The sequence below is a fragment of the Saccharothrix longispora genome (assembly GCF_031455225.1).
In the GTDB taxonomy this organism is placed as follows: Bacteria; Actinomycetota; Actinomycetes; order Mycobacteriales; family Pseudonocardiaceae; genus Actinosynnema; species Actinosynnema longispora.
On sequence record NZ_JAVDSG010000001.1, the window covers coordinates 8,010,157 to 8,035,777 of the forward strand.

A 25,621-nucleotide genomic window follows, 5' to 3' on the forward strand; every position below is an offset into this window, starting at 1 on the left:
CGTCGGTGGCGGTACCAGCTATCTGGTGAGAAGTCGATAGCCGGCCCTCCGTAGACTTCGACCGTGACTGAGACCCCCACCGCACCCCAGCGCACCGAACTCCCGCCGGCCTGGAACCCGGCCGAGGTAGAGGCCGGGCTGTACGAGCGGTGGGTCGAGCGCGGCTACTTCACGGCCGACGCCACCAGCGACAAGCCGCCGTTCTCCATCGTCCTGCCGCCGCCCAACGTCAACGGCAGCCTCCACATGGGCCACGCCCTCAACCACAGCATCATGGACGCCCTCAGCCGCCGCCGGCGCATGCAGGGCTACGAGGTCCTGTGGCTGCCCGGCACCGACCACGCGGGCATCGCCACCCAGACCGCCGTCGAGCGCGCCCTCGCCGGCGAGGGCAAGTCGCGCCACGACGTCGGCCGCGAGAAGTTCCTCGAACGCGTCTGGGAGTGGCGCGAGGAGGTCGGCGGCCGCATCCTCGGCCAGATGCGCCGCCTCGGCGACGGCGTCGACTGGAGCCGCACCCGCTTCACCATGGACGAGGGCCTGTCCCAGGCCGTCCAGACGATCTTCAAGAAGCTGTTCGACGACGGCCTCATCTACCGCGCCGAGCGCATCATCAACTGGTGCCCGCGCTGCCGGACCGCGCTGTCCGACATCGAGGTCGACCACTCCGAGGACGACGGCGAGCTCGTCTCCATCCGCTACGGCTCCGGCGACAGGTCCATCGTCGTCGCGACCACCCGCGCCGAGACCATGCTCGGCGACACCGCCGTGGCCGTGCACCCCGAGGACGAGCGCTACCGGCACCTCATCGGCACCGAGGTCGAGGTCCCCCTGACCGGCCGCCACGTGCCCGTCGTCGCCGACGAGCACGTCGACCCCCAGTTCGGCACCGGCGCCGTCAAGGTCACCCCCGCCCACGACCCCAACGACTTCGAGATCGGCCAGCGCCACGGCCTGCCCGCCCTCACCGTCATGGACGGCCTCGGCAACATCACCGCCAAGGGCCCCTTCGAGGGCCTCGACCGGTTCGAGGCGCGCCCCGCCGTCGTCGCCGCGCTGCGCGAGCAGGGCCGCATCGTCGCCGAGAAGCGCCCCTACAAGCACTCCGTGGGCCACTGCTCGCGCTGCGACACCGTCATCGAGCCCCGCCTGTCCATGCAGTGGTGGGTCAAGGTCGCGCCGCTCGCCGAGGCCGCCTCCGGCGCCGTGCGCGACGGCCGCACCACCATCCACCCGCCCGAGCTGGCCAAGCGCTACTTCGACTGGGTCGACAACCTCAACGACTGGTGCATCTCCCGCCAGCTGTGGTGGGGCCACCGCATCCCCGTCTGGTACGGCCCGAACGGCGAGGTCGTCTGCGTCGGCCCCGACGAGCAGCCCCCCGCCGGCGAGGGCTGGCGCCAGGACGAGGACGTCCTCGACACCTGGTTCTCCTCCGGCCTGTGGCCCTTCTCCACCCTCGGCTGGCCCGACTCCGCCGACGACCTGGCCAAGTTCTACCCGACCAGCGTCCTGTCCACCGGCTACGACATCCTGTTCTTCTGGGTCGTCCGGATGATGATGTTCGGCCTCTACGCCATGGACGGCGTCCAGCCGTTCGACCACGTCTTCCTGCACGGTCTCATCCGCGACCAGCACGGCAAGAAGATGTCCAAGTCGCGCGGCAACGGCATCGACCCGCTCGACTGGATGGACTCCTACGGCGCCGACGCCACCCGCTTCACCCTGCTCCGCGGCGCCAACCCCGGCTCCGACCTCGCCATCGCCGAGGAGTGGGCCGCCGGCTCCCGCAACTTCACCACCAAGCTGTGGAACGCCTCCCGGTTCGCCCTCAACAACGGCGCCACCGTCGCCCGCCCCGTGCCGGCCCGCGACCGGCTCACCGACGCCGACCGCTGGATCCTCGACCTCCTCGACCAGCTCGTCACCGACGTCGACGGCCAGTTCGAGTCCTTCCAGTTCGCCAAGCTCAGCGAAGCCCTCTACCACTTCACGTGGGACGAGTTCTGCGACTGGTACCTCGAACTCGCCAAGGTCCAGCTCGCCGAGGGCGGCGCCCGCGCCGAGGCCACCCAGGCGGTCCTCGGCCACGTGCTGGAGGTCGTGCTGCGGCTGCTCCACCCGCTCACGCCGTTCATCACCGAGACCCTGTGGACCACGCTCACCGGCCGCGAGTCCGTCGTCGTCGCCGAGTGGCCCGCGCCCAGCGGCGTCGAGCGGGACGAGGTGGCCGCCCAGCGCGTCGAGGGCCTGAAGAAGCTCGTCACCGAGATCCGCCGGTTCCGCTCCGACCAGGGCCTCAAGCCCGCCCAGAAGGTCGCCGGCAAGGTGCGCGGCGCCTGCTGCGTCGACCTCGCCGACCAGGTGCCGGCCGTCCGCGCCCTCACCCGCATGACCGAACCCGAGGACGGCTTCAACGCCTCCGCGTCCCTCGACGTCGGCCTGCCGCAGGGCACCGTCAAGGTCGAGCTGGACCTGTCCGGCACCATCGACGTCGCCGCCGAGCGCAAGCGCCTCGCCAAGGACCTCGGCGTCGCCGAGAAGGAACGCGCCCAGTGCGAGGGCAAGCTCGGCAACGAGGCGTTCCTCGCCAAGGCGCCCGCCGACGTGGTCGCCAAGATCCAGACCCGCCTGGCGGCGGCCAACGCCGAGATCGACCGCATCCACGCCCGCCTCGACACCCTCCCCCAGTCGTGAGCGGGCACGACGCGGCCGGCCTCGACGACCTCCGGCAGGTCGAGTCCGAGCTGAACACCCGCTGGCCCGAGACCAAGCTCGAACCCACCCTCACCCGCGTCCAGGCGCTCGCCGACCTCCTCGGCGACCCCCAGCGCGGCTACCCCGTCGTGCACATCGGCGGCACCAACGGCAAGACGTCCACCTCCCGGATGGTCGACGCGCTGTTCACGCGCATCGGCCTGCGCACCGGCCGGTACACCAGCCCGCACCTCCAGCTGGCCACCGAGCGGATCTCGATCGACGGCGCGCCCATCAGCCCCGAGCGCTACGTCGAGGTCTACCGCGACGTCGAGCCGTACCTCTCGATGGTCGACGCGCGCGGCGACGTGCCGATGAGCAAGTTCGAGGTGCTCACCGGCATGGCGTTCGCCGCGTTCGCCGACGCGCCCGTCGACGTCGCCGTCGTCGAGGTCGGCATGGGCGGGTCCTGGGACGCCACCAACATCGCCGACGGCCGCATCGCGGTCATCACCCCCATCGGCCTCGACCACGTCGAGTACCTGGGCAGTGACCTCGCCGGCATCGCCGAGGAGAAGGCCGGGATCATCAAGCCCGGCGCGGTGGCGCTGCTCGCCGAGCAGGACCCCGCCGTCGAGCAGGTGCTGCTGCGCAGGGTCGCCGAGGTCGACGCCAGCGTCGCCCGCGCCGGCTCCGAGTTCGGGGTGCTCCGCCGCGACATCGCCGTCGGCGGGCAGGTGCTGCGGCTCCAGGGCCTCGGCGGCGTCTACGAGGACGTGTTCCTGCCCCTGCACGGCGCGCACCAGGCCGCCAACGCCGCGCTCGCCCTGGCCGCCGTGGAAGCCTTCTTCGGCGCGGGCTCCGACCGGCAGCTCGACGTGGAGGCGGTGCGCGAGGCGTTCGCCACGGTCGCCTCCCCGGGCCGCCTCGAACGCGTCCGGGCGGCCCCGACGGTCCTCGTCGACGCCGCCCACAACCCGCACGGCGCCGAAGCGCTCGCCAAGGCGCTCGACGAGGAGTTCGGCTTCCGCAAGCTCGTCGCCGTGGTCGGCGTGATGGACGACAAGGACGCCGTGGGCATCCTGTCGGCCCTGGAACCGGTCGTGCAGGAGGTGGTCCTGACCGCCAACTCCTCGCCCCGCGCGATGGACCCGGACCTGCTGGCGGGCGTGGCCGTCTCGATCTTCGGCGAGGACCGCATGGTCGTCCAGCCGCACCTCGTGGACGCCGTCGAGGAAGCCGTGAGACTGGCCGAGGAGAACGACGACGGCGACACCGTCTCCGGCGGCGGCGTGATCGTCACCGGCTCGGTCGTCACCGCGGGCGAGGCCCGCGCCCTCTTCGGCAAGGAGCCCGCGTGACCACCCCGGCCGCCCCGTCCCCGCCCCCCGCGCCGAAGAAGGACCCCATGAAGTCCTTCCGGGGCATCATGGCGGGCACGCTCGTCCTGGAGGCGATCGTCGTCGCCCTGGCGCTGCCCGTGGTGGCCAAGCTGGGTGGCGGCATCGGCACGGGCACCGGCTACCTCGTGCTCGGTCTGATCGTCGCGTTCATCGCCACCTGCGCCGTCCTCAAGCGCGGGTGGGCGGTGTACGTGATCGTCGCGCTGCACGTGGTGATGATCGCGTCGTGGTTCGCGCTGACCGCCCTGGGCGCGATCGGCATCGTCTTCTCGCTGGTGTGGGTGTACCTGCTGTGGCTGCGGCGGGACGTGGCGAAGCGCATGGCGGAAGGCCGCCTGCCCAGCCAGCAGCCCTCGGAGAAGCAGTAGCCCGGCGGGGCGCGGACGCGGTCTCACGGCGCGAGGACGTGCTCCTCGACCAGCCGCATCGCCTCGTCGAACCGATCCCCGTCGGCCAGCCGCAGGACGGTCCGGCACACGGCGTCGGGCACGCAGCGGGCGGTGTGGTCGACGCCGTAGAAGGCATCCACCCCGTCGTCCTCGGAGGGGCCGCCGTCCGCGGCTCCGGCGATCTCGCCGCAGATCCGCCCCGGCGCGATCCTGATCCAGTCGTCCAGAGCCGTGCCCTGCCGGGTGCCCTGCCAGTGGTGGTGGTGCTCGCCGTCCGACTCGTCGACCGGCGCCGGTTCGACCCGGGCGGCCCCACCCGGCGTCGTGGACGCCATCTGCCGCAGCCGGTCCAGCACGGCCCGGCAGTCGCCCTCGGCGCGGTGGCCGCCCTCCAGCTTGTGGTTGCGATACCCGCTGCCCCGGCCGTTCGACTCGCCGACCCAGGCGGCGTGCCGGCGCATCGCGCACTCCCACGGCCGTGCCAACCACTCGGGCAGCGCGGCGGCGCCGACGACCCGCTGGTGCTCGTCGCGCAACCGCGCCTGGTCGAAGGGGGCGTTCCACGCGATCACCACCTTGTCCCGCAGGGCCTCCTCCAGCCGCGGCCACACCTGCGCCATCGTCGGCGCACCTGCCAGCACGGCCGGGGAGATGCCGTGCTTGCGCTGCGCGTGGGGGTTGATCGGCGCGCCCGCGGGATCGACCAGGGTGCTCAGCAGCACGGTGCCGTCGACGGACAGCACGGCGACCTCGATGACGCGGCCCGCGAAGTCGGTCAGCTCGGTGTCCAGCACCACCGCGTCACGGGCCCGCAGGACGTCACGGGCCCACGCGGCGGCCCCGGCCCGTGACGACGGGGCGGTGACCGACGCGGTCGACGGGGGTGCCGGGGGTCGGGCGGGAGCCGGCAACGGCCTGGCCGACCGCGCGTCGTAGAGCGGCGTGCGCCACACGTCGCCCTCGAACACCCGCTCCAGCCACCCACTGGCGACACCGGGGTCGCGCGGTCGCCTCCCCGACGACCGCAGTTGCGCCACCGTCATCAGGTGCGCGGGCACCTCTTCCCGGTACACCGTGCTCAACCGCTGTTCCTCCTCGATCCGCTTCGATTCCGATTCGACCGGAACGCTATCGCCGGCCGAGCGAGCGTGGACGCGGGCCGGCGGCCTCGGCACATGACGTGTGCATCGCGGCGGCGCGCCGTTCGTTTCACCGCGGAGGACCACGAGAGCGCCGGCCCTGCCGAGCCGAACTCGCAAGGTCCTGCAAGGAGTTGCAGCCGTCTGGGGCTTGTTCGACCGGGATTGTCGTGGTTTTGTGCAACCCGCCCCGCCGTCCGTGCCGGGGCGGGTTGCAAGAACTTGCGACAAGGAGGTCGCGATGCGTCGGGCCGTCGCCGCGCTCATCGCCCTGGCAGTTGTGCCGTTCACACCACCCCCGGCGGTCGCCGAACGGGCCGAGGCGGCCGGGCGGCTCGCCGTCGGTTCGGTCGTCGACGTCGCGCCCGGCACCCGCTCCGGGGACCGCTCGCTCGCCCGGGACGCCCTGCGCGAGGACCTGAGGGGAGAGCGGTTCTACTTCGTGATGCCCGACCGGTTCGCCAACGGCGACCCGCGCAACGACCGGGGCGGCACGTCGGCCGCCGATCGGCTCACCACCGGCTTCGACCCCGCTGACAAGGGCTTCTACCACGGCGGCGACCTCAAGGGCCTACGCGACAGGATCGACTACCTGGACGGCATGGGGATCACCGCGATCTGGCTGACCCCGATGTTCCGCAACCGGTGGGTGCAGGGCTCCGGCACCGACGTGTCCGCCGGCTACCACGGCTACTGGACCACCGACTTCACCCGGCTCGACCCGCACTTCGGCACCACCAACGACATGCGGCACCTCATCCGGGACGCGCACCGGCGCGGCATCAAGGTGTTCTTCGACATCGTCGCGAACCACACCGCCGACCTGATCGGGCACGCCGAGGGCGAGTACGACTACGTCAGCACGGGCGCCGAGCCCTACCTGGACGAGCGCGGCAACCCGGTCGACATCTCCGCCATCGCGGGGCGGGAGGACTTCCCGGAGATCACCGGGCCGTACACGCCGGTGGTGCGGGGGCAGAAGACCCCGGCGTGGCTGAACGACCCGTCGCTCTACCACAACCGGGGCGACTCGACGTTCAGCGGCGAGTCGGCCGAGTACGGCGACTTCCACGGCCTCGACGACCTGATGACCGAGCACCCGACGGTCGTCAGGGGCATGAAGCGGATCTTCACCAGCTGGATCGACACGCTCGGCATCGACGGCTACCGCGTCGACACCGTCAAGCACGTCAACATGGAGTTCTGGCAGGCGCTCGCGCCGCACGTGCAGCGGTACGCGGAGATGCGCGGCAAGCGGGACTTCTTCGTCTTCGGCGAGGTCTTCGACGCCGACCCCGCCTTCACCTCGCGCTACACCACCGAGGGCCGCATGCAGGCGACGCTGGACTTCCCGTTCCAGAGCGGAGCGGCGACGTTCCTGTCCGGCGGCGGCGCGGAGCGGCTCGCCGAGGTGCTCGTCGACGACGACCGCTACACCGACGCCGACTCGAACGCCTCCTCGCTGCCCACGTTCCTGGGCAACCACGACATGGGCCGCATCGCGTGGATGGTGGGGGAGAAGCGGCCCGGCGCGTCCGAGGCGGAGCTGCTGGACCGGCTGGAGCTGGGCAACGCCCTCATGTACCTGTGGCGCGGCAACCCGGTCGTCTACTACGGCGACGAGCAGGGCTTCGCGGGCGCGGGCGGCGACAAGGACGCCCGGCAGGACATGTTCGCCTCGAAGACCCCGGAGTACGCCGCCGAGCAGCTGATCGGCAGCGACCGGACCGGCGCGGTCGACAACTTCCGCACCGACCACCCGCTGTACCGGCAGCTCAAGGCGCTGGCCGGGTTCGTCGACGCCGACCCGGTGTGGCGCGACGGCAACCAGGCACTGCGCCTGGCCCGGGGTGACGTGCTCGCGTTCAGCCGCACCGCCCGGGACCGGCAGGTCGAGCACCTCGTGGTCGCCAACGCGGGCACCGCGCCCGCCACCGTCGAGGTCCCCGCGTCCGGCGCCGGCTACCGGCCCGTGTGGCCGTCGGCCGGGTCGCAGGTGAACGCGAAGGACGGCAAGGTCACCGTGACCGTGCCCGCGCTGTCCGCCCTCGTGCTGAAGGGCACGGGCAGGCTGCCGTCCGCCGCGCCCGCGCCGACGCTGGTCGTGCCGCCCGCCGGCACCGTGCTGGACGACCGGGTGGAGCTGCGCGCCGACGGCGTCACCTCCCCGTACGCGCAGGCCACGTTCGCCGCGCGGGTCGCGGGCGAGCGCGACTGGCAGGTCATCGGCACCGACGACGCCGCGCCGTACCGCGCGTTCGCCGACCTGGCGTCCCTGCCGGGCGCGGCGGTCGGCAAGGACGTCGAGGTCAGGGTCGTCGCGAAGGACGCGCGGGGCGCGCTGGGCGCGGACGGCGCGACGGTCGGGCTGGTCGCCGCGCCGCCGGTCGAACCGCCGGGCGCGACGTCCTCGGACTGGCTGGTCGTGCACTACAACCGCCCGGCGGGCGACTACGCGGGCTGGGGCCTGCACGTGTGGGGCGACGTGGAGAGCGCCCCCACGTGGGACGCGCCGCTGCCGTTCGCGGGGGAGACCCCGTACGGCCGGTTCGCCTGGGTGAAGCTGAAGCCGGGCGCGCGGTCGGTCGGCCTGATCGCGCACAAGGGCGACGAGAAGGACACCGACGGCGACCGGTTCGTCGACCCGGGCGCGACGCCGCAGGTGTGGCTCGCGCAGGGGCGGACCGCCGTGCACCCCACCGAGGTCGCGGCCACCGGTCGGGCCGTCGTCACGCACACCGGTGACGCGACGGGCCTCGTCGCGCGGGTCGGCACGACCGACCACCCGTTCACCGGGGGAGTCGCGACGATCCCGACGACGTCCCCGGTCGAGTTCTCCGTGGTGCGCGACGGCGTCGTCGAGGCCACCGGCCGCACCGCCGGTCACGCCTGGGTCGCCGGGGGCGAGGTGCACGCGAGCCTCGCCGCCGCCGAGAACCGCGCCGTCATCCACTACAACCGCCCGGACGGCGACTACGCCGGCTGGACGCTGTACCACTGGACGGGGTCGCTGGAACCGAGCCCCGGCTGGAACCAGTCGCGCGTGCCCGACGGCGCGGACGGCTTCGGCGCCTACTGGTCCGTCGCCCTCCAACCCGGTGCGCCGGGGCTGAGCAACATCATCCACAAGGGCGACGCCAAGGACCCGGGGCCCGACCAGTTCCTCGACGTCTCCGGCACCGGGCACGAGGTCTGGTACGTGTCCGGTTCCACCAAGGCCGACGGCTCGATCTCCTACGTGCTGCCCCCGTCCGGCGGCGAGGCCGTGGAGGACGACCTCACCAAGGCCAAGGCGATCTGGGTGACGAAGGACCTCGTCGTGTGGGACGTGCCGGTCGTCGCCTCCGACGGCTACCGCATCGAGTACGACGGCAAGGTGCTGCGGCTCGACCCGTCGACCGAGGCCGTGCCCGAGAAGTTCCCGCACCTGCGGGGCAAGCCGGTGTTCGAGGTCCGCGCCGCCGACACCGGCCGGGTGGACGAGGCGCTGCGCGGCAGGCTCTCCGCCGTGCACGTCGACTCCGGCGGCGGGCTGCGCCACCGCACGGGCGTGCAGGTCGCGGGCGTCCTGGACGACCGGTTCGCCGCCGCCGCGACCGGCCTGGCCTACGGGCCGACGTTCGCCGGTGCCGACGTCACCACGCGCCTGTGGGCGCCCACCGCGTCGTCGGTGAAGCTCAAGCTCTACGACCGGCCCGCCGGCGACCCCGTCCGCACCGTGGACCTCGTCCGGGACGACGCGTCCGGCTCGTGGTCGGCGTCCGGGAGGTGGAAGGACAAGTACTACCTCTACGAGGTCACGGTCGCCGGGCGCACGGTCAGCGTGACCGACCCGTACTCGGTGGCCCTCGCGGTGGACTCGACGCACTCGCAGTTCGCCGACCTGGGCGACGCCCGCACGATGCCCGAGGGCTGGGCGTCGGAGGTGGCGCGCGGCCTCGGCGACGACCCGACCGAGCACGGCGTCACCGAGCTGCACGTGCGGGACTTCTCCATCGGCGACGAGTCCGTGCCCGCCGCCGACCGGGGCACCTACAAGGCGTTCACGCACCGCTCGTCCACCGGCATGACGCACCTGCGGCAGCTCGCCGAGGCCGGGCTGGACACCGTGCACCTGCTACCCACCTTCGACATCGCCACCATCCCCGAGAAGCGCGCCGACCAGCGACGACCCGCCTGCGACCTGGGCTCGCTGCCCCCGGCGTCCGAGGCGCAGCAGGCGTGCGTCGCGGAGGCGGCGGCGGAGGACGGCTTCAACTGGGGCTACGACCCGTTCCACTACGACGTGCCCGAGGGCTCCTACGCCACGGACGACGCCCAGACCGGGTGGGCGCGCTCGAAGCAGTACCGCGAGATGGTGAAGTCGTTGCACGCCAACGGCAACCGCGTGGTGGTGGACGTGGTCTACAACCACACCGCCGCCTCCGGTGACGCCGCGACGTCGGTGCTCGACAAGGTGGTTCCGGGTTACTACCAGCGGCTGAACCTCGACGGCACCGTCGCCAACTCCACGTGCTGCGCGAACACCGCCACCGAGAACGCCATGATGGGCAAGCTCGTCGTGGACTCCGCGGTGCGCTGGGCGAAGCTGTACAAGGTCGACGGGTTCCGGTTCGACCTGATGGGCCACCACCCCAAGGCGAACGTCCTCGCCGTGCGGGCCGCCCTGGACGCCCTCACCGTCGAGCGCGACGGCGTGGACGGCCGCGACATCCGCATCTACGGCGAGGGCTGGGACTTCGGCGAGGTCGCCGGCAACGCCCGGTTCGAGCAGGCCACCCAGGCGAACATGGCGGGCACCGGCATCGGCACGTTCAGCGACCGGCTGCGCGACGCCGTGCGCGGCGGCGGGCCGTTCGACGAGGACCCGCGCGTGCAGGGCCTCGGGTCGGGCCTCGCGGGCGACCTCAACGACTCCCCGGCCAACGGCGACGTGGCCGCGCGCCTGGCCGACTACACCGACCTGGTGAAGCTGGGCATGGCGGGCAACATGGCGTCCTACCGGTTCGAGTCGACGTCGGGCGGCACGGTCGCCGGCCGTGACGTGACGTACAACGGCTCACCCGCCGGGTACGCGGGCGGGCCGGCCGACGTGATCACCTACGTCGACGCGCACGACAACGAGACGCTGCACGACTCTCAGACGTTCAAGCTGCCCGTCGGCACGTCGCCGGCGGACCGGGTGCGGATGCAGAAGGTGGCGCTCGCCCCCGTGCTGCTCGGGCAGGGCCAGCCGTTCCTGCACGCCGGGGCGGAGTTCCTGCGCTCCAAGTCGCTGGACCGCAACAGCTACGACTCCGGCGACTGGTTCAACCGCTACGACCCGTCGTTGCGGGACAACGGGTTCGGCCGCGGCCTCCCGCCGGCCCCCGACAACCGGGACAAGTGGCCCCACGCCGCGCCGCTGCTCGCGAACGCCGCGCTGAAGCCGTCGTCGGCGGACATGCGCACGGCCGTGGGCAACACCCTGGAACTGCTGCGCATCCGCAGGTCGTCGCCGCTGTTCAGCCTGAACGACGCGGCGCTCGTGCAGCGGAAGCTGTCGTTCCCGGCCGCCGAACCCGGTCTCGTCGTCGCGCACCTGGACGACACGGTCGGCCCGGACGTCGACCCGGCGCTGGACGGCGTGCTGGTCGTGGTCAACCCGTACCCGGTGGCGAAGTCCGCCGCCGTCGCGGGGGACTGGACCACCCACGCCCTGAGCACCGACAAGGCCACCGCGGCCGGCGGCGCGGTCACCGTCCCGCCCCGTTCGGTGGTGGTCCTGACCCGCTAGCGGTCGGCGCTCGTCGGCGCTCGGTGGTCGGTGCCCGTCAGTGGTCGGCGAGCTCGGTGCGCGACCGGACGTCCTCGGCGCGCAGGATGCGGAACTCCCGCTCCTGCGCGCCGAGGACTTTCAGGAACCCCGGGCTGGTCTCCATCACGTACCCCTCGAACGGCTCGTCGGTCCCGATGCGCTCCAGCGGCACCCACGGCGTGGCGACCAGCGCCGCGACGACCAGCGCCACCGCGCCCACCACGTACCCGAAGCGGCGCAGCACGAACGTCACCACCCCGGTCAGGCCGGGACGACGGCGCAGCCGTTCGACGACCACCACCAGCACCGTGAGCACCACCGCGCCCACCGGCACCCACCAGCGGTGGTAGGTCAGCACGTGCGCCACCAGGAACGCCACCAGCACCGCCGTCGCCAACGGCGCCGCGCGCGACCGCGTGCCCACCGCGTAGAACACCGTCAGCGGCACCATCAGCACGAGCAGCGCGCTGCTGATCCGCGAATCGGCCATGAACGTCCCCAGGAACAACCCCGGCGCGTCCTCCAGGTCCAGCGTGTGCAGCAGCGCGAACGCGGTGTGCCAGTCGTAGTGCGACACCGCCAGGAGTCGCAGCAGCACGAACAGCAGGGCGGCCCCGGTCAGCGCCGACCCCGCGCCACCCCCGCCGGTGTGGTCGTTCCCGGTGGTCACGGTGGGCAGTGTGCCGGCCACCGTTACCCTGGACCCCAGTTGCACAATCCCGTACGAAGGAGTACTGACCGCCGTGAGCGAGCGCACCCTGGTCCTGGTCAAGCCCGACGGCGTCAGCCGAGGCCTGGTCGGCGAGGTCATCTCCCGCATCGAGCGCAAGGGCCTGCACCTGGCCGCCCTCGAACTGCGCACCGTGGACCGCGCGACCGCCGAGCAGCACTACGCCGAGCACGACGGCAAGCCGTTCTTCGGCGACCTGGTCGAGTTCATCACCGGCGGCCCGCTGGTCGCGCTGGTGGTGGAGGGCACCCGTGCCATCCCCGCGTTCCGCCAGCTGGCCGGCGGCACCGACCCGGTCGAGAAGGCCACCCCCGGCACGATCCGCGGCGACTTCGGCCTGGAGGTCCAGTTCAACCTGGTCCACGGCTCGGACTCGCCGGAGTCGGCGGAGCGCGAGATCAAGCTCTGGTTCCCGAACCTCTGAGCGACGCCTCGAACGGCCCGGAACCCCCGCGGTTCCGGGCCGTTCGCGTGCCGACCGATCCCGACGCGGGTGCCCGCGCCGTCCCCCCCGGGACGGTGATCGCGGGAATGGCGCCCGCGCGGAGGAAAACCACCCCTGCGTCGTCGGACCCCACCGCTACCGTGATCGACGTGACGCCCCTCGTCGAAGCCAAGGCACTCACCAAGAGGTTCGGCGCGTTCGAGGCCGTGCGCGGCATCGACGTGGAGGTCAGGCCGGGGGAGGCGTTCGGCTTCCTGGGCCCCAACGGCGCGGGCAAGTCCTCCACCATGCGCATGGTCTCCTGCGTCTCCCCGCGCACCGGCGGCTACCTCACCGTCCTCGGCATGGACCCGGACGTGGACGGCCCGAAGATCCGCGCGAGGCTGGGCGTGGTGCCGCAGCAGGACAACCTCGACACCGAGCTGACCGTGCGGCAGAACCTGGAGGTCTACGGCCGCTACTTCGGGTTGTCGCGCGCCGCGGTGCGGGCCAAGGCGGTGGAGCTGATGGAGTTCGCCCAGCTCGCCGACCGCGCCGACGCCGAGGTCGAACCGCTGTCCGGCGGTATGAAGCGCCGGCTCACGATCGCCCGCTCCCTGGTCAACGACCCGGAGCTGCTGCTGCTCGACGAACCCACCACCGGCCTCGACCCGCAGGCCCGCCACCTGCTGTGGGACCGGCTGTTCCGGCTCAAGCAGTCCGGCGTCACGCTCATCATCACCACGCACTACATGGACGAGGCCGAGCAGCTGTGCGACCGGCTCGTGGTGATGGACGGAGGCCGGATCGCCGCCGAGGGGGCGCCCGGCGAGCTGATCCGCCGCCACTCGACCCGCGAGGTCCTCGAACTGCGCTTCCCGCCCGGCGAGCAGGACCCCGGACCGGTGCGCGACCTGGGGGAGCGGGTCGAGGTGCTGCCGGACCGGGTCCTGGTCTACGCCGACGACGGCGAGGCGGCCCTGTCCGCGGCCCACGCGCGGGGCGTGCGGCCGGTGTCGAGCCTCGTGCGCCGCTCCGGGCTGGAGGACGTGTTCCTGCGCCTCACCGGCCGGACGCTGGTCGACTGATGGCCGGGCACGTGACCGGCCCGCTGCGGGCCGCGTTCCTCACCGTGGAGGGCCACTGGGTGTGGTACCGCCGCAACTGGCGCGCCACGGTGATCTCCAACTTCCTCCAACCGGTGCTGATGCTGCTGGCCATGGGCCTCGGCTTCGGCTCGCAGGTGCAGGCCGGCCCGGCGACCGGCGGTCACCCGTACGTGGTGTTCCTGGCGCCGGCGCTGCTGGTGCTCACCGCCGTGCAGAACGCGATGTTCGAGTCGACGTGGGCGGTGTTCTCGGCGTTCAAGTGGCAGCAGACCTACGTCGGGATCGTCGCCACCCCCATCACGCCCGCGCAGGTCCTGCACGGCCGGCTGCTGTGGAACGCGCTGCGGCTGACCACGAGCACGCTGGTGTTCCTGGCCGTCGCCACCGCCCTGGGCGCCGTCACCACCCCCGCCGCGCTGTGGGCGGTGCCGTTCGCGGTGCTCGCCGGCATGGCGTTCAGCGCGCCCGTGATCGCCTTCACCGCCACCAGGCAGAAGCCGGACGCGTTCAACTCGCTCTACCGGTTCCTGCTGATGCCGATGACCCTGTTCACCGGCGCGTTCTTCCCGCTCGACCAACTGCCCGCCTGGCTGCACCCGCTGGCCTGGCTCACCCCCGTGTGGCACGGCATCGAGCTGGCCCGCGGCGCCGCGTTCGGCACCCTCAGTGTGCTCCCCGCCCTCGGCCACGTCGCCTACCTGGCCGCGATGGTGGCCGCGGGCGTCGTGCTGGGTCGCCGCCACTTCCACCGGAGGCTGACCCGATGACCCGCACCCTCGACCGCGCCGCGTCGGGGACGACCCGCGGCCTGCTGTTCCGGCTGGTCCCGCCCGGCCTGTACGCGGGCCGTTCGCACGCCCTGGTCGAACGCGCCTACGTGGTCAACCGGCGTGCCTGGCTCGCCGTGGTGTCCGGGTTCTTCGAGCCGCTGTTCTTCCTGCTCTCCCTCGGCTTCGGCTTCGGGCGGCTCGTCGGGACCGTCCAGGGGCCGGACGGGCCGATCGGCTACGCCGCGTTCGTCGCGCCCGCCCTGCTCGCCGCCTCGGCGATGAACGGCGCGGTGTTCGACGCGACGTTCAACCTGTTCTTCAAGTTCAAGTACGCGAAGGTCTACGACGCGGTGCTGGCCACCCCGATGGGACCGGTCGACATCGCGCTGGGCGAGGCCACGTGGTGCCTGATCCGCGGCGGCCTGTACTCGGGCGGGTTCCTCGTGGTGATGCTGTCGTTCGGCCTGGTCGACTCGCCGTGGGCGCTGCTGGCGCTGCCGGTGTGCCTGCTGGTCGCGGTGGCGTTCGCGGCGGTCGGCATGGCCGCGGCCACGTTCATGCGTTCGTGGCACGACTTCGACCTGGTGCAGCTGGCCGTGCTGCCGCTGTTCCTGTTCTCGACCACGTTCTACCCGCTGTCGGTGTACCCGGGCTGGTTGCAGGCGGTCGTGCGGTGCACCCCGCTGTACCACGCGATCGAGCTGACCAGGGGTCTGACCACCGGGAACGTCGCCTGGGCCGACCTCGGGCACGTCGCCTACTTCGCGGTGATGGCCGTCGTCGGGGTGGCCGTCGCGTCCCGGCGGCTCGGCAGGCTGCTGCTGACCTGAGGCGGACCCGCTGTTCGGACCGCCGCCGGCGGTGCCGTTACCCTGGGACGCGTGAGTGTCGAGTCGGTCTTCCCCGCCCTGGAACCCCTCCTGCCGAGGGTGTCCAAGCCGGTGCAGTACGTCGGCGGGGAGCTCAACGCGACCGTCAAGGACTGGGACGCCGCCGCCGTGCGGTGGGCCCTGATGTACCCGGACGCCTACGAGGTCGGGCTGCCCAACCAGGGCGTCATGATCCTGTACGAGGTCCTCAACGAGCAGCCGGACGTGCTGGCCGAGCGGACCTACGCCGTGTGGCCCGACCTGGAAGCGCTCATGCGCGAGCACGGCGTGCCGCAGTTCACCGTGGACGGCCACCGGCCCGTCGGCGCGTTCGACCTGTTCGGCGTCAGCTTCGCCACCGAGCTCGGCTACACGAACATGCTCAACGCGCTCGACCTGGCCGGCATCCCGGTCCACGCCGCCGACCGCACCGAGGCTCACCCGATCGTGGTGGCCGGTGGTCACGCGGCGTTCAACCCGGAACCGATCTCGGCGTTCGTCGACGCGGCGGTGCTGGGGGACGGCGAGGAAGCCGTCCTGGAGATCACCGACATCGTCCGCCGCTGGAAGGCCGAGGGCTGCCCCGGCGGCCGCGACGAGGTCCTGACCAGGCTCGCCGAGACCGGCGGCGTGTACGTGCCGCGGTTCTACGACGTCGAGTACCTGTCCGACGGCCGCATCCAGCGGGTCGTGCCCAACCGCGAGCGCGTGCCCTACCGGGTGTTCAAGCGGACCACGATGGACCTCGACGCGTGGCCGTACCCGAAGCAGCCGCTGGTGCCGCTCGCGGAGAGCGTCCACGAGCGGATGAGCGTCGAGATCTTCCGCGGCTGCACGCGCGGCTGCCGGTTCTGCCAGGCGGGCATGATCACCCGCCCGGTGCGCGAGCGCTCCATCGAGGGCATCGGCGCCATGGTGCAGCGCGGCCTGGAGGCCACCGGGTTCGAGGAGGTCGGCCTGCTGTCGCTGTCCAGCGCCGACCACTCCGAGATCGCCGAGGTCACCAAGGGCCTCGCCGACCGCTACGAGGGCACCAACACGAGCCTGTCGCTGCCGTCGACCCGGGTGGACGCGTTCAACATCGACCTGGCCAACGAGCTGTCCCGCAACGGCCGCCGCTCGGGCCTCACGTTCGCGCCCGAGGGCGGCAGCGAGCGCATCCGCCGCGTCATCAACAAGATGGTGTCGGAGGAGGACCTGATCCGCACCGTCAGCGCGGCGTTCGGCGCGGGCTGGCGGCAGGTGAAGCTGTACTTCATGTGCGGCCTGCCCACCGAGACCGACGACGACGTGCTCCAGATCGCGGAGATGGCCAAGAACGTCATCCGCGCCGGCCGCGAGGTGTCGGGCCGCAAGGACGTCCGCTGCACCATCTCCATCGGCGGGTTCGTGCCCAAGCCGCACACCCCGTTCCAGTGGGCCGCGCAGTGCGACCCGGAGACCGTGGACGACCGGCTGCGCAAGCTGCGCGACGCGGTCAACTCCGACCGCTCGCTGGGCCGCAACATCGGCATGCGCTACCACGACGGCAAGCCGTCCCTGATCGAGGGACTGCTGTCGCGCGGCGACCGGCGCATCGGCCTCGTCATCGAGCGGGTGTGGCGCGAGGGCGGCCGCTTCGACGGCTGGTCCGAGCACTTCTCCTACGACCGCTGGGTGAACGCCGCCGCGGCCGAGCTGGAGCCGCTGGGCGTGGACCTGGCGTGGTTCACCACCCGTGAGCGCGAGGAGCTGGAGGTCCTGCCCTGGGACCACCTCGACTCGGGGCTCGACAAGGAGTGGCTCTGGGCCGACTGGCAGGACGCGCTGGACGAGCGGGAGCAGGACGACTGCCGCTGGACGCCGTGCTTCGACTGCGGTGTGTGCCCCGCGATGGGCACGGACATCGAGGTCGGGCCGACGGGGCGGACGCTGCTGCCGATCGCACCGGTGGGCAAGGGCTCACCGGTGCGCAACCCGGCGCTGACCAAGCCCTGAACCCGTCGGGGGACCCACCCCTGGTGGGGTGACATTCATCACACACGTTCCGCGGGCCGGTGCGGGATCACTCCCGCACCGCGGCCAGCGCGTCGACCACGCCGTGGCCGTAGAAGCCGTTGTACTCCGAGTACCCCGTGCAGAACGCGTCCTGCACACCCGTGCCGTTGAGGTCGTAGTCGGCGGGGCACGGCAGCGTCTCCGCCTGCGCGTTGAGCATCCGCGACAGCTCCGGCGCCCCCGCCTGCGGGTGCGTGGACGCCAGCAGCGCCGCCACCCCGGCCACGTGCGGCGCGGCCATCGACGTGCCGCACGAGTAGTCGTACCCCGACGGCACGGTCGAGAGCACGCAGCCGTTCTGCGCGTCGTCCGGCACCTGCTTGCGATCGCCGCCGGGCGCCGTCACGTCGACCGCGCCCAGCCCGTAGGAGCTGTACCCGGCCTTCACCTTCTCCGAACCGATCGACGACACCGCCACGACGTTGCGCAGCTGCGCGGGCAGCACCAGGCACGTGCTGTCCACCGGCTGCGGCTTCACGTCCTCGGGTGCCGCGTTGGTCGGGCTCAGCGCGTCCAGGCCCGGCTTGGTCAGGTCGGCCGCCCCGTTGCCCGCCGCCGCCACCGTCAGCACGCCGCGCGCGGTCGCGTACTCCACCGCCCGGCGCACCGCCTCGTACACGACGGACTGTCCCACCTTGTTCTGGCAGGTGAACACCCACGGGTCGATGAAGTAGCTGTTGTTCGTGATGGTCATGCCCCGTTCGGCGGCCCACATGAACCCGCACACCGCGTACTCGGGGTAGATGAACCCGGCGTCGTCCACGACCTTCACCGAGGCGATCCGCACGCCCGGCGCGACGCCCGTGGTGCCCAGGCCGTCGTCGGCCGCCGCGATGGTGCCCGCCACGTGCGTGCCGTGCGCCGACGTCGTCGGCGACCACGCCGCCCGCGCCGGGTCGGCCACACCGGTCGTGCAGCCCGCCGACAGCTCCGGGTCGAGCGCGCCCACCAGGTCGGGGTGCGTCGGGTCGATGCCCGAGTCGAGGACGCCGACCACCACGTCCCGGCTGCCGGTGCTCACCGCGTGCGCCTCGGCGGCCCGGATGAGGTCCATGTCCCACTGCTCGGCGGTGCGGTCCACCGCGCCCGCGGTCCGGCGCGCTCCGCCCAGCTCGTCGTCCTTCGTCTTGCGCGCCGGCGCGCCCGTGCGCCTGGACAGGCCGTCCTGCTGGGCGCTGTAGGTGCGCTCCACGCCCATCCGGCGGGTGAAACCGGGATCGGCGGAGACCGCGACCGCGACCGCGATCTGCGGGTAGTAGCCCGTCGTGGTGCCGCACGCGCCCGCCACCCTGGCGTTCGCCAGCGGCTCGCTGGTGCCGCGCTCGAACACCACGAGGTAGCGCAGCGTCGGTCCCGGCTGCACGCACCCCGGCGAGGTCGGCGGGGCTTCCGGTTCGGCCGAGGCGCCCGCGGTGGCCGCGAAGCAGCCCGTCGCGAGCAGCACCGAGGTGACCGCGACCGCTCGGACGCGGCGTAGCAGAGGCACGGGGGACCTCCAGGGCTCGACCGGGTCGGTCGCCACGACGGCGATCCGTCACTACTCACTGCTGCCGACCGGACGGTAACCAGGTGAACGGGAGCAGACAAGCGCAACGGTGCCGAGCACGTCCACGGTACCGTTCTCCTGGAGTAGGAGCGTGGACCGTTGGGGTGCTCACCCCATCGGGGACCACCCGGGTAACCAGGGGAGCAGCACTGAGTCGCCAGCAGCAGCCCAACCCGTCGGCCGCACCGGTGCAGAAGCTCCGGCTGCGCTACGCCAAGCGCGGGCGGTTGCGGTTCACGTCACACCGCGACATCGCACGCACGTTCGAGCGCGCCCTGCGCCGGGCGGGCGTCCCGATGGCCTACTCCCAGGGCTTCAGTCCTCACCCGAAGGTGTCATGGGTGGGCGCGGCGCCGACCGGTGTGGCGAGCGAGGCCGAGTACGTCGAGGTCCAGGTCGTGGACCGGGTCGACCCGGAGGCCCTGCGCGTCGCGCTGGACGCCGTGCTGCCGCCCGGCCTCGACGTGCTGGAAGTGGTCCAGTCGAGCGGCGGCACGCTGCCCGAGCGGATCGAGGCCAGCGCGTGGCGGCTGGAACTGCCCGGCGTGTCGCCCGAAGACCTGACCGAAGCGGTCTCCGCGCTGATGGCCGCGGAGTCCGTCGAGGTCGAGCGGTTGACCAAGGACGGCAAGAAGGTGCTCGACGTGCGGCCGGCCGTCGTGTCGGCCCAGGTGGGCGTGCATTCGAGCGATGCGGGACACGATGCCGGGGATTTGTCACAACCGTGTGGGATACTCATGACGGTCGTACGGCAGACAACCCCTACCGTGAGACCCGACGACGTGCTGAGCGCGCTCCGAGTCGTCGCCGACCTGGTTCCGCCGGTGCCCGCGAAGGCGACCCGGATGGCACAGGGGCGGCTCGACGACGAAGGCGGCCTGGTCGACCCGCTGGCCCTTGACAGGGCGGCGGAGGTCTGACCGGACGGCTGGAGCGGCGCTGACGGCGTCGTCGAGGAGGAGTTATAGGACCTGCTGTGCCGCACGCCCCACGGGCGGGCGCCACAGCGCGAGGCAAGGATTCCCGCCGCCAGCCGCGGCGGTGAGTGGACAAGAGAGGCCCCTGCGCGGCCGCGTCGGTTGGGACGCGCCCGGGGGCGGAGGAGCTGCATTGTCGAACACGGAAAAGCCCGCCGGCTCCGCCGGCGGGGGTAACGCCACACCCGGACACCCGGACCTGGGCGACCTCCCCGCCAAGCTGCGGGTGCACGCGCTGGCCAAGCTGCTCGGCGCGAGCAGCAAGGACGTCGTGGCGGCGCTCGCCGACCTCGGCGAATCAGTGCGCAGCGCGCAGTCGAGCGTGAGCCGAGACCTCGCGCTCAAGGTCGCGGAAAGTCTGCTGAGCTGGGACGACATCGTCACCGGCGAGGTCGACGAGCAGACCGAGGCACCGGCTCCGGTCGCCCGCGACGTGGCGCCGCTGACGCCGCTGTTCGCGCCGCCGTCCGCGGTGTTCCTGCCGCCGACGCCGGTCGTGGTCGAGACCCCGGTGAGCCGGGACGACGACGACCAGCACGACGACGAGGACGAGGACCACGACGCCGACGATCGCGACGCGTCCGACGACGCCGGTGACGAGGGCGAGGGCCGCCGCCGCCGCCGCCGTGGCCGCCGCGGCCGCGGCCGCGGCAAGGGCGTGGGCGACGAGGCCGGTGTCGACGAGGACCAGGTCGACGAGCCCGCCGAGGCCGAAGCGGACACCGAAGTCGCGGACGACGCCTCCGCCGACGAGGACGGCGGCACCAGCCGTCGCCGTCGTCGCCGTCGCCGCCGCAAGGCCGGCGCCGACGACGAGGCCGCCCCGAGCGAGGACGACCCGCCGAACACGGTCGTGCACGTCCGCGAGGTCAGCCGCGACGCCCGCGACGACAAGGCCGACTCGGAGGCCGCGCAGAACGAAGTGCGCAGCGTCCGCGGCTCCACCCGGCTGGAGGCCAAGCGCCAGCGCCGCCGTGACGGCCGCGAGGCCGGCCGCCGCCGCGCCCCGGTGCTGTCCGAGGCCGAGTTCCTGGCCCGCCGAGAGGCGGTCGAGCGCACGATGGTGGTCCGCGAGCGCGGTGACCGCACCCAGATCGGTGTGCTGGAGGACGGCGTCCTGGTCGAGCACTTCGTCACCTCCTCCGGCTCGGGTTCGCTGGTCGGCAACGTCTACCTCGGCCGCGTGCAGAACGTGCTGCCCTCGATGGAGGCGGCGTTCATCGACATCGGGCGCGGCCGCAACGCGGTGCTCTACGCGGGCGAGGTCGACTGGGACGCGGCCGGCCTGGAGGGCAAGGCCCGCAAGATCGAGCAGGCCCTGTCGAGCGGCGACAGCGTCCTGGTGCAGGTCACCAAGGACCCCGTCGGCCACAAGGGCGCCCGCCTGACCACGCAGATCAGCCTGCCCGGTCGCTTCCTCGTGTACGTGCCGGGCGGCGGTGCGACGGGCATCAGCCGCAAGCTGCCCGACAACGAGCGCAAGCGCCTCAAGGACATCCTCAAGCGGGTCGTCCCCGAGGACGCGGGCGTCATCATCCGCACCGCCTCCGAGGGCATCGCCGAGGAGGAGCTGGGCCGCGACGTCACCCGCCTCCAGGCGCAGTGGCAGATCATCAAGGACAAGGCGGGCACGCCGAAGGCCCAGGCGCCGCAGCTGCTCTACGAAGAGCCCGACCTGCTGGTCAAGGTCGTGCGCGACCTGTTCACCGAGGACTTCGCGTCGCTCGTGGTCCAGGGCGCCGACGCCTGGGAGACCATCGACGGCTACGTCCGGCACGTGGCTCCCGACCTCCAGGAGAGGTTGCGGCGGCACGTGGGCAACAGCGACGCGTTCGTGGAGTACCGCATCGACGAGCAGCTGCTCAAGGCGCTGGACCGCAAGGTGTGGCTGCCCTCGGGCGGCTACCTGGTCATCGACCGCACCGAGGCGATGACGGTCATCGACGTCAACACGGGCAAGTTCACCGGATCGGGTGGAAACCTGGAAGAGACGGTGACGCGCAACAACCTGGAGGCGGCGGAGGAGATCGTCCGCCAGCTCCGGCTGCGCGACATCGGCGGCATCATCGTCATCGACTTCATCGACATGGTGCTGGAGTCGAACCGCGACCTGGTGCTGCGCCGGCTGACCGAGTGCCTCGGCCGCGACCGCACCCGCCACCAGGTGGCCGAGGTGACGTCGCTGGGCCTCGTGCAGATGACCCGCAAGCGGGTCGGCACGGGCCTGCTGGAGGCGTTCTCGACGACCTGCGAGCACTGCCGCGGGCGTGGCGTGGTCGTGTCCACCGAGCCGGTGCACGCGCACGGCAACGGCGGCGGTGGCGGCAACGGCGGCGGTGGCCAGGTCCAGCAGCAACAGCAGCAGGGCGGTGGCCGCAAGTCGCGCCGCGGCAAGGCGGTCGAGGCCCCCGAGCCGGTGGCCGAGCAGACCGTCGAGCCCGCCGAGGAGCCCGAGGCGATCGCCGAGCCCCCCGCGTCGACCGAACCCGTGGCCGCGGCCGCGGTGGTCGAGGAGGAGGCCGCGCCGGAACCCGCCAAGCGCGACCGCCGCCAGCGCCGCCGCGCCCGTCGGGACGCCGGCGCCGTGATCAAGCACGGTCCGGAGGACACCCCGGTCGACCAGTCGGCCCCCGCCGCGACCGACGACCAGGCCCCGTCGACCGACCCGGTCCAGCCGGTCGGGACGGAACCGGCCGCGTCCGAGCCGACGGGCCGGCCGACGTCCGCCCGGCCCGAAGCCCGGGCCGGCGAGCCCGAGCAGACCGGTGCCGAGCAGCCGGCGCAGGCCCCCGAGTCGCCCCGAGCGGCCCAGGAGCCCACCGCCACCCCGGTCCAGGAACCGGCCCAGGTCCAGGCGCCCGCCCCGACGCAGTCGGAGCAGCCCGCCCAGGCCGCCGACCAGTCCCTCAACGGGCACGCCCAGGAGGCGGCGGCCCAGGAGGCGGCGGCCCCGGCGGTGACCACCCGTCGCCGCACGACCCGCCGCGCCGCCTCCCGCCCCGCCGGCCCGCCGCTGGGCGTCAAGGAAGGCTGACCGGACGCACGGGGACGACCGCCACCCGCGGTCGTCCCCGTGCCCGTTCCGCCCACCGGGCTCCACAGCCCGCCGCACGACGCCACCCACCCGTGCCCACCCGCTCGGGTCCTGCCGCCCGCGTCCTGCCGAGGACCGCACGGCCGGCCGGAGCCGTTCGCGACCACGGCGTTGTCCACAGCCGCGGGCACGTCCCCCGCCGCCTTCGGCCCCCTCGTGGTCGGCTGTGCGCGAGGGGCCGCCGCTTGGGGGTACCCCTGCGCGGGCTCGACCGAGTGGCCCGGACCACCGTGCCGCCACTGCGGCGACACTGCGCCGCACCGGCTCCGACCAGGGCTTTCCCGGCGCAGCGACCCCGGTTTGACCTCGCCGACCGAGGCCACGTAACCTGTTACGCGGCCCGCCTTCCTGGTGGACCCTGTCGTGCGAAGCCCAGTCCGCTCTTCACAGTGGAGCCGAGGCGCGCGCGATCCGTCCCGTCGAGTAGCAGGAGACTTCCGTCCCGATGTACGCGATCGTCAAGACCGGCGGCAAGCAGTACAAGGTGGCTGTCGGTGACGTCATCGAGGTCGAGAAGCTCGAAGGCGCGCCGGACACCGAGATCACCTTCGCGGCGCCGCTCCTCGTGGTGGACGGTTCCGACGTCACTTCCGACGCCGACGCCCTGGCGAAGTTCTCGGTGACCGGCAAGGTCGTCGAGCAGACCAAGGGTCCCAAGATCCGCATCCACAAGTTCAAGAACAAGACCGGTTACCACAAGCGCCAGGGTCACCGCCAGAAGCTGACCCGCGTCGAGGTCACCGGCATCACCGGTAAGTGAGGATCTGACTAGCCATGGCACACAAGAAGGGTGCATCCAGCTCCCGCAACGGCCGTGACTCGAACCCCCAGTACCTCGGGGTCAAGCGGTTCGGCGGTCAGGTCGTCAAGGCCGGCGAGATCCTGATCCGCCAGCGCGGCACCAAGTTCCACCCCGGCGTCAACGTCGGTCGTGGCAAGGACGACACGCTGTTCGCCCTGTCCCCCGGGTCGGTGCAGTTCGGCGTCAAGCGCGGTCGCAAGACCGTGAACATCGTCCCGGTCGAGGTCGCTGCCTGAGGGCAGTCGCCAGACCGCGACACGTGTACGACCTCCGACGAGGGGCGGGACCGGTGCACTCCGGTTCCCGCCCCTCGTTGCTTCTGCTGAAAGGAAATCCCCGTGTCCCGCTTCGTCGACCGGGTCGTCATCCACGTCGCCGCAGGTGACGGGGGCAACGGGGTCGCCTCCGTGCACCGCGAGAAGTTCAAGCCGCTGGGCGGTCCGGACGGCGGGAACGGCGGCAAGGGCGGCGACGTCGTGCTGGTCGTCGACTCCCAGGTGCACACGCTCCTCGACTTCCACTTCCGCCCGAACGCCAGCGCCGGCAACGGCAAGGGCGGGCAGGGTGGCAACCGCGACGGCGCGAACGGCGCGGACCTCGAACTGCGCGTGCCCGACGGCACCGTGGTGCTGACCCCCGAGGGCGAGGTCGTCGCAGACCTCACCGGTGAGGGCACCCGCCTGATCGCCGCGCAGGGCGGTCGCGGTGGCCTCGGCAACGCCTCGCTGGCCTCCAAGGCGCGCAAGGCGCCCGGGTTCGCGCTGCTCGGCGAGCCGGGCGAGACGCACGACCTGGTGCTGGAGCTGAAGTCCGTCGCCGACGTGGGCCTGCTGGGCTTCCCGTCCGCGGGCAAGTCGTCGCTGATCTCGGTGCTGTCCGCCGCCAAGCCGAAGATCGCCGACTACCCGTTCACCACGCTCGTGCCGAACCTGGGCGTGATCACCGGCGGCGAGACCATCTTCACCATGGCCGACGTGCCGGGCCTGATCCCGGGCGCCTCCGAGGGCAAGGGCCTGGGCCTGGACTTCCTGCGGCACATCGAGCGCTGCGCGGTGCTCGCGCACGTCGTGGACTGCGCGACGTACGAGTCCGACCGCGACCCGCTGTCGGACATCGACGCGCTGGAGCAGGAGCTGGCGAAGTACACCCCGTCACTGGCCGACGACCTGGCCGAGCGGCCGCGCGTCGTGGTCCTGAACAAGATCGACATCCCGGAGGCGAAGGACCTGGCGGAAATGGTCCGCCCCGACATCGAGGCCCGCGGCCTGCCGGTGTTCGAGGTGTCCACGGCCAGCCGGGAGGGCCTGAGGGAACTGACGTTCGCGCTGGCCCGGATCGTCGAGGAGTACCGGGCGGCGAAGCCGGTGCAGGAGGCGACGCGGATCGTGCTGCGGCCCAGGGCCTTGGACGACGCGGGCTTCACCGTGGTCGAGGACCCGGAGACGCCCGGTGGTTTCATCGTGCGCGGCGAGCGGCCCGAGCGCTGGATCAGGCAGACCGACTTCAGCAACGACGAGGCCGTCGGCTACCTGGCCGACCGGCTCAACCGCCTCGGCGTGGAGGACGTGCTGGTCAAGAAGGGCGCCGAGCCGGGCTGCCAGGTCACCATCGGCGAGCTGGTGTTCGACTGGGAGCCGACGACGCCCGCCGGCATCGCGATGACCATGACCGGCCGCGGCACGGACGCCCGGCTGGAGGCCAACAACCGGGTCGGCGCGTCCGAGCGGCTGGCGGCGAAGAAGGCGCGGCGCATCCCCGGCGCCTACGACGAGGACGGTTTCGACGGGGGCGACCTCCGCGAGGACGACCTCGACGAGGACGACGAGTGATCGGGTCGG

The 25,621-nt window shown here is 72.5% G+C and carries 17 protein-coding genes; 14 read left to right on the top strand and 3 right to left on the bottom strand.

The genetic code is table 11. From position 1 onward, the window contains the following. The first annotated feature begins 63 nt into the window (after positions 1-63). The 3 genes from J2S66_RS35195 to J2S66_RS35205 are packed head-to-tail and all read left to right on the top strand — an operon-like array spanning position 64 to position 4,468. Positions 64-2,697: a valine--tRNA ligase gene (locus J2S66_RS35195; RefSeq protein WP_310313599.1), complete on the top strand. Its 2,634-nt coding sequence runs from the start codon at positions 64-66 to the stop codon at positions 2,695-2,697. Further along, the gene (gene folC / locus J2S66_RS35200; RefSeq protein WP_310313602.1) at positions 2,694-4,058 is read left to right on the top strand and encodes a bifunctional tetrahydrofolate synthase/dihydrofolate synthase; all 1,365 of its coding nucleotides are present in this window, start codon (positions 2,694-2,696) and stop codon (positions 4,056-4,058) included. The genes J2S66_RS35195 and folC overlap by 4 nt, the downstream gene beginning before the upstream one ends. Next, on the top strand, positions 4,055-4,468 hold the full coding sequence (locus J2S66_RS35205; protein WP_310313604.1) for a DUF4233 domain-containing protein: 414 nt from the start codon (positions 4,055-4,057) through the stop codon (positions 4,466-4,468). The genes folC and J2S66_RS35205 overlap by 4 nt, the downstream gene beginning before the upstream one ends. Positions 4,469-4,491: 23 nt before the next feature. On the opposite strand, the gene J2S66_RS35210 is transcribed toward J2S66_RS35205, so the two are convergent. Then, on the bottom strand, positions 4,492-5,562 hold the full coding sequence (locus J2S66_RS35210) for a 3'-5' exonuclease (RefSeq protein ID WP_310315332.1): 1,071 nt from the start codon (positions 5,560-5,562) through the stop codon (positions 4,492-4,494). 307 nt (positions 5,563-5,869) lie between these two features. On the opposite strand from J2S66_RS35210, the gene pulA reads away from it, so the two are divergent. Continuing rightward, positions 5,870-11,404: a pullulanase-type alpha-1,6-glucosidase gene (gene pulA, locus J2S66_RS35215; RefSeq protein WP_310313606.1), complete on the top strand. Its 5,535-nt coding sequence runs from the start codon at positions 5,870-5,872 to the stop codon at positions 11,402-11,404. 37 nt (positions 11,405-11,441) lie between these two features. On the opposite strand, the gene J2S66_RS35220 is transcribed toward pulA, so the two are convergent. Continuing rightward, positions 11,442-12,095, bottom strand: a complete 654-nt coding sequence (locus J2S66_RS35220) for a hypothetical protein (protein WP_310313609.1) — start codon at positions 12,093-12,095, stop codon at positions 11,442-11,444. Between the two features lie 73 nt (positions 12,096-12,168). Here J2S66_RS35220 and ndk point away from each other — a divergent pair, with 73 nt between their 5' ends. The 5 genes from ndk to J2S66_RS35245 all read left to right on the top strand — a co-directional run bounded on the left by ndk (position 12,169) and on the right by J2S66_RS35245 (position 17,304). Next, positions 12,169-12,579 carry a nucleoside-diphosphate kinase gene (gene ndk / locus J2S66_RS35225; protein ID WP_306747181.1) on the top strand — a complete coding sequence of 137 codons (411 nt, stop codon included), beginning with the start codon at positions 12,169-12,171 and terminating at the stop codon, positions 12,577-12,579. 164 nt (positions 12,580-12,743) lie between these two features. Beyond that, complete coding sequence (locus J2S66_RS35230; RefSeq protein WP_310315334.1) at positions 12,744-13,667, top strand: ABC transporter ATP-binding protein; 924 nt, start codon at positions 12,744-12,746, stop codon at positions 13,665-13,667. Next, entirely contained in the window at positions 13,667-14,455 is a 789-nt protein-coding gene (locus J2S66_RS35235; protein ID WP_310313611.1) for an ABC transporter permease, read from the top strand. Before J2S66_RS35230 ends, J2S66_RS35235 begins: the two co-directional genes overlap by 1 nt. Next, the gene (locus tag J2S66_RS35240; RefSeq protein WP_310313615.1) at positions 14,452-15,288 is read left to right on the top strand and encodes an ABC transporter permease; all 837 of its coding nucleotides are present in this window, start codon (positions 14,452-14,454) and stop codon (positions 15,286-15,288) included. The genes J2S66_RS35235 and J2S66_RS35240 overlap by 4 nt, the downstream gene beginning before the upstream one ends. A gap of 51 nt (positions 15,289-15,339) precedes the next feature. After that, a complete protein-coding gene (locus tag J2S66_RS35245) occupies positions 15,340-17,304 on the top strand; it encodes a TIGR03960 family B12-binding radical SAM protein (RefSeq protein WP_310313618.1) in 1,965 nt (654 codons plus the stop codon). A 67-nt stretch (positions 17,305-17,371) separates the two neighbouring features. Here J2S66_RS35245 and J2S66_RS35250 read toward each other — a convergent pair whose 3' ends face one another. Then, the gene (locus J2S66_RS35250; RefSeq protein WP_310313621.1) at positions 17,372-18,850 is read right to left on the bottom strand and encodes a S8 family peptidase; all 1,479 of its coding nucleotides are present in this window, start codon (positions 18,848-18,850) and stop codon (positions 17,372-17,374) included. A gap of 248 nt (positions 18,851-19,098) precedes the next feature. Between J2S66_RS35250 and J2S66_RS35255 the strand changes: the two genes are divergently transcribed. The 5 genes from J2S66_RS35255 to obgE all read left to right on the top strand — a co-directional run bounded on the left by J2S66_RS35255 (position 19,099) and on the right by obgE (position 25,612). Beyond that, entirely contained in the window at positions 19,099-19,830 is a 732-nt protein-coding gene (locus J2S66_RS35255; RefSeq protein ID WP_310315337.1) for a TIGR03936 family radical SAM-associated protein, read from the top strand. 190 nt (positions 19,831-20,020) lie between these two features. Then, entirely contained in the window at positions 20,021-22,921 is a 2,901-nt protein-coding gene (locus J2S66_RS35260) for a translation initiation factor IF-2 N-terminal domain-containing protein (RefSeq protein ID WP_310313624.1), read from the top strand. A gap of 505 nt (positions 22,922-23,426) precedes the next feature. Beyond that, positions 23,427-23,741: a 50S ribosomal protein L21 gene (rplU, locus tag J2S66_RS35265; protein ID WP_306747175.1), complete on the top strand. Its 315-nt coding sequence runs from the start codon at positions 23,427-23,429 to the stop codon at positions 23,739-23,741. A 14-nt stretch (positions 23,742-23,755) separates the two neighbouring features. After that, positions 23,756-24,019: a 50S ribosomal protein L27 gene (rpmA, locus tag J2S66_RS35270; RefSeq protein ID WP_310313626.1), complete on the top strand. Its 264-nt coding sequence runs from the start codon at positions 23,756-23,758 to the stop codon at positions 24,017-24,019. 102 nt (positions 24,020-24,121) lie between these two features. Beyond that, entirely contained in the window at positions 24,122-25,612 is a 1,491-nt protein-coding gene (obgE, locus tag J2S66_RS35275; RefSeq protein WP_310313629.1) for a GTPase ObgE, read from the top strand. Positions 25,613-25,621: the final 9 nt, after the last annotated feature.

What these genes read in the sequence shown, in the direction of transcription:
- pulA (WP_310313606.1), top strand. Translation starts at nt 5,870, where the DNA reads ATGCGTCGGGCCGTCGCCGCGCTCATCGCCCTGGCAGTTGTGCCGTTC.
- J2S66_RS35235 (WP_310313611.1), top strand. Translation starts at nt 13,667, where the DNA reads ATGGCCGGGCACGTGACCGGCCCGCTGCGGGCCGCGTTCCTCACCGTG.
- J2S66_RS35240 (WP_310313615.1), top strand. Translation starts at nt 14,452, where the DNA reads ATGACCCGCACCCTCGACCGCGCCGCGTCGGGGACGACCCGCGGCCTG.
- rplU (WP_306747175.1), top strand. Translation starts at nt 23,427, where the DNA reads ATGTACGCGATCGTCAAGACCGGCGGCAAGCAGTACAAGGTGGCTGTC.
- rpmA (WP_310313626.1), top strand. Translation starts at nt 23,756, where the DNA reads ATGGCACACAAGAAGGGTGCATCCAGCTCCCGCAACGGCCGTGACTCG.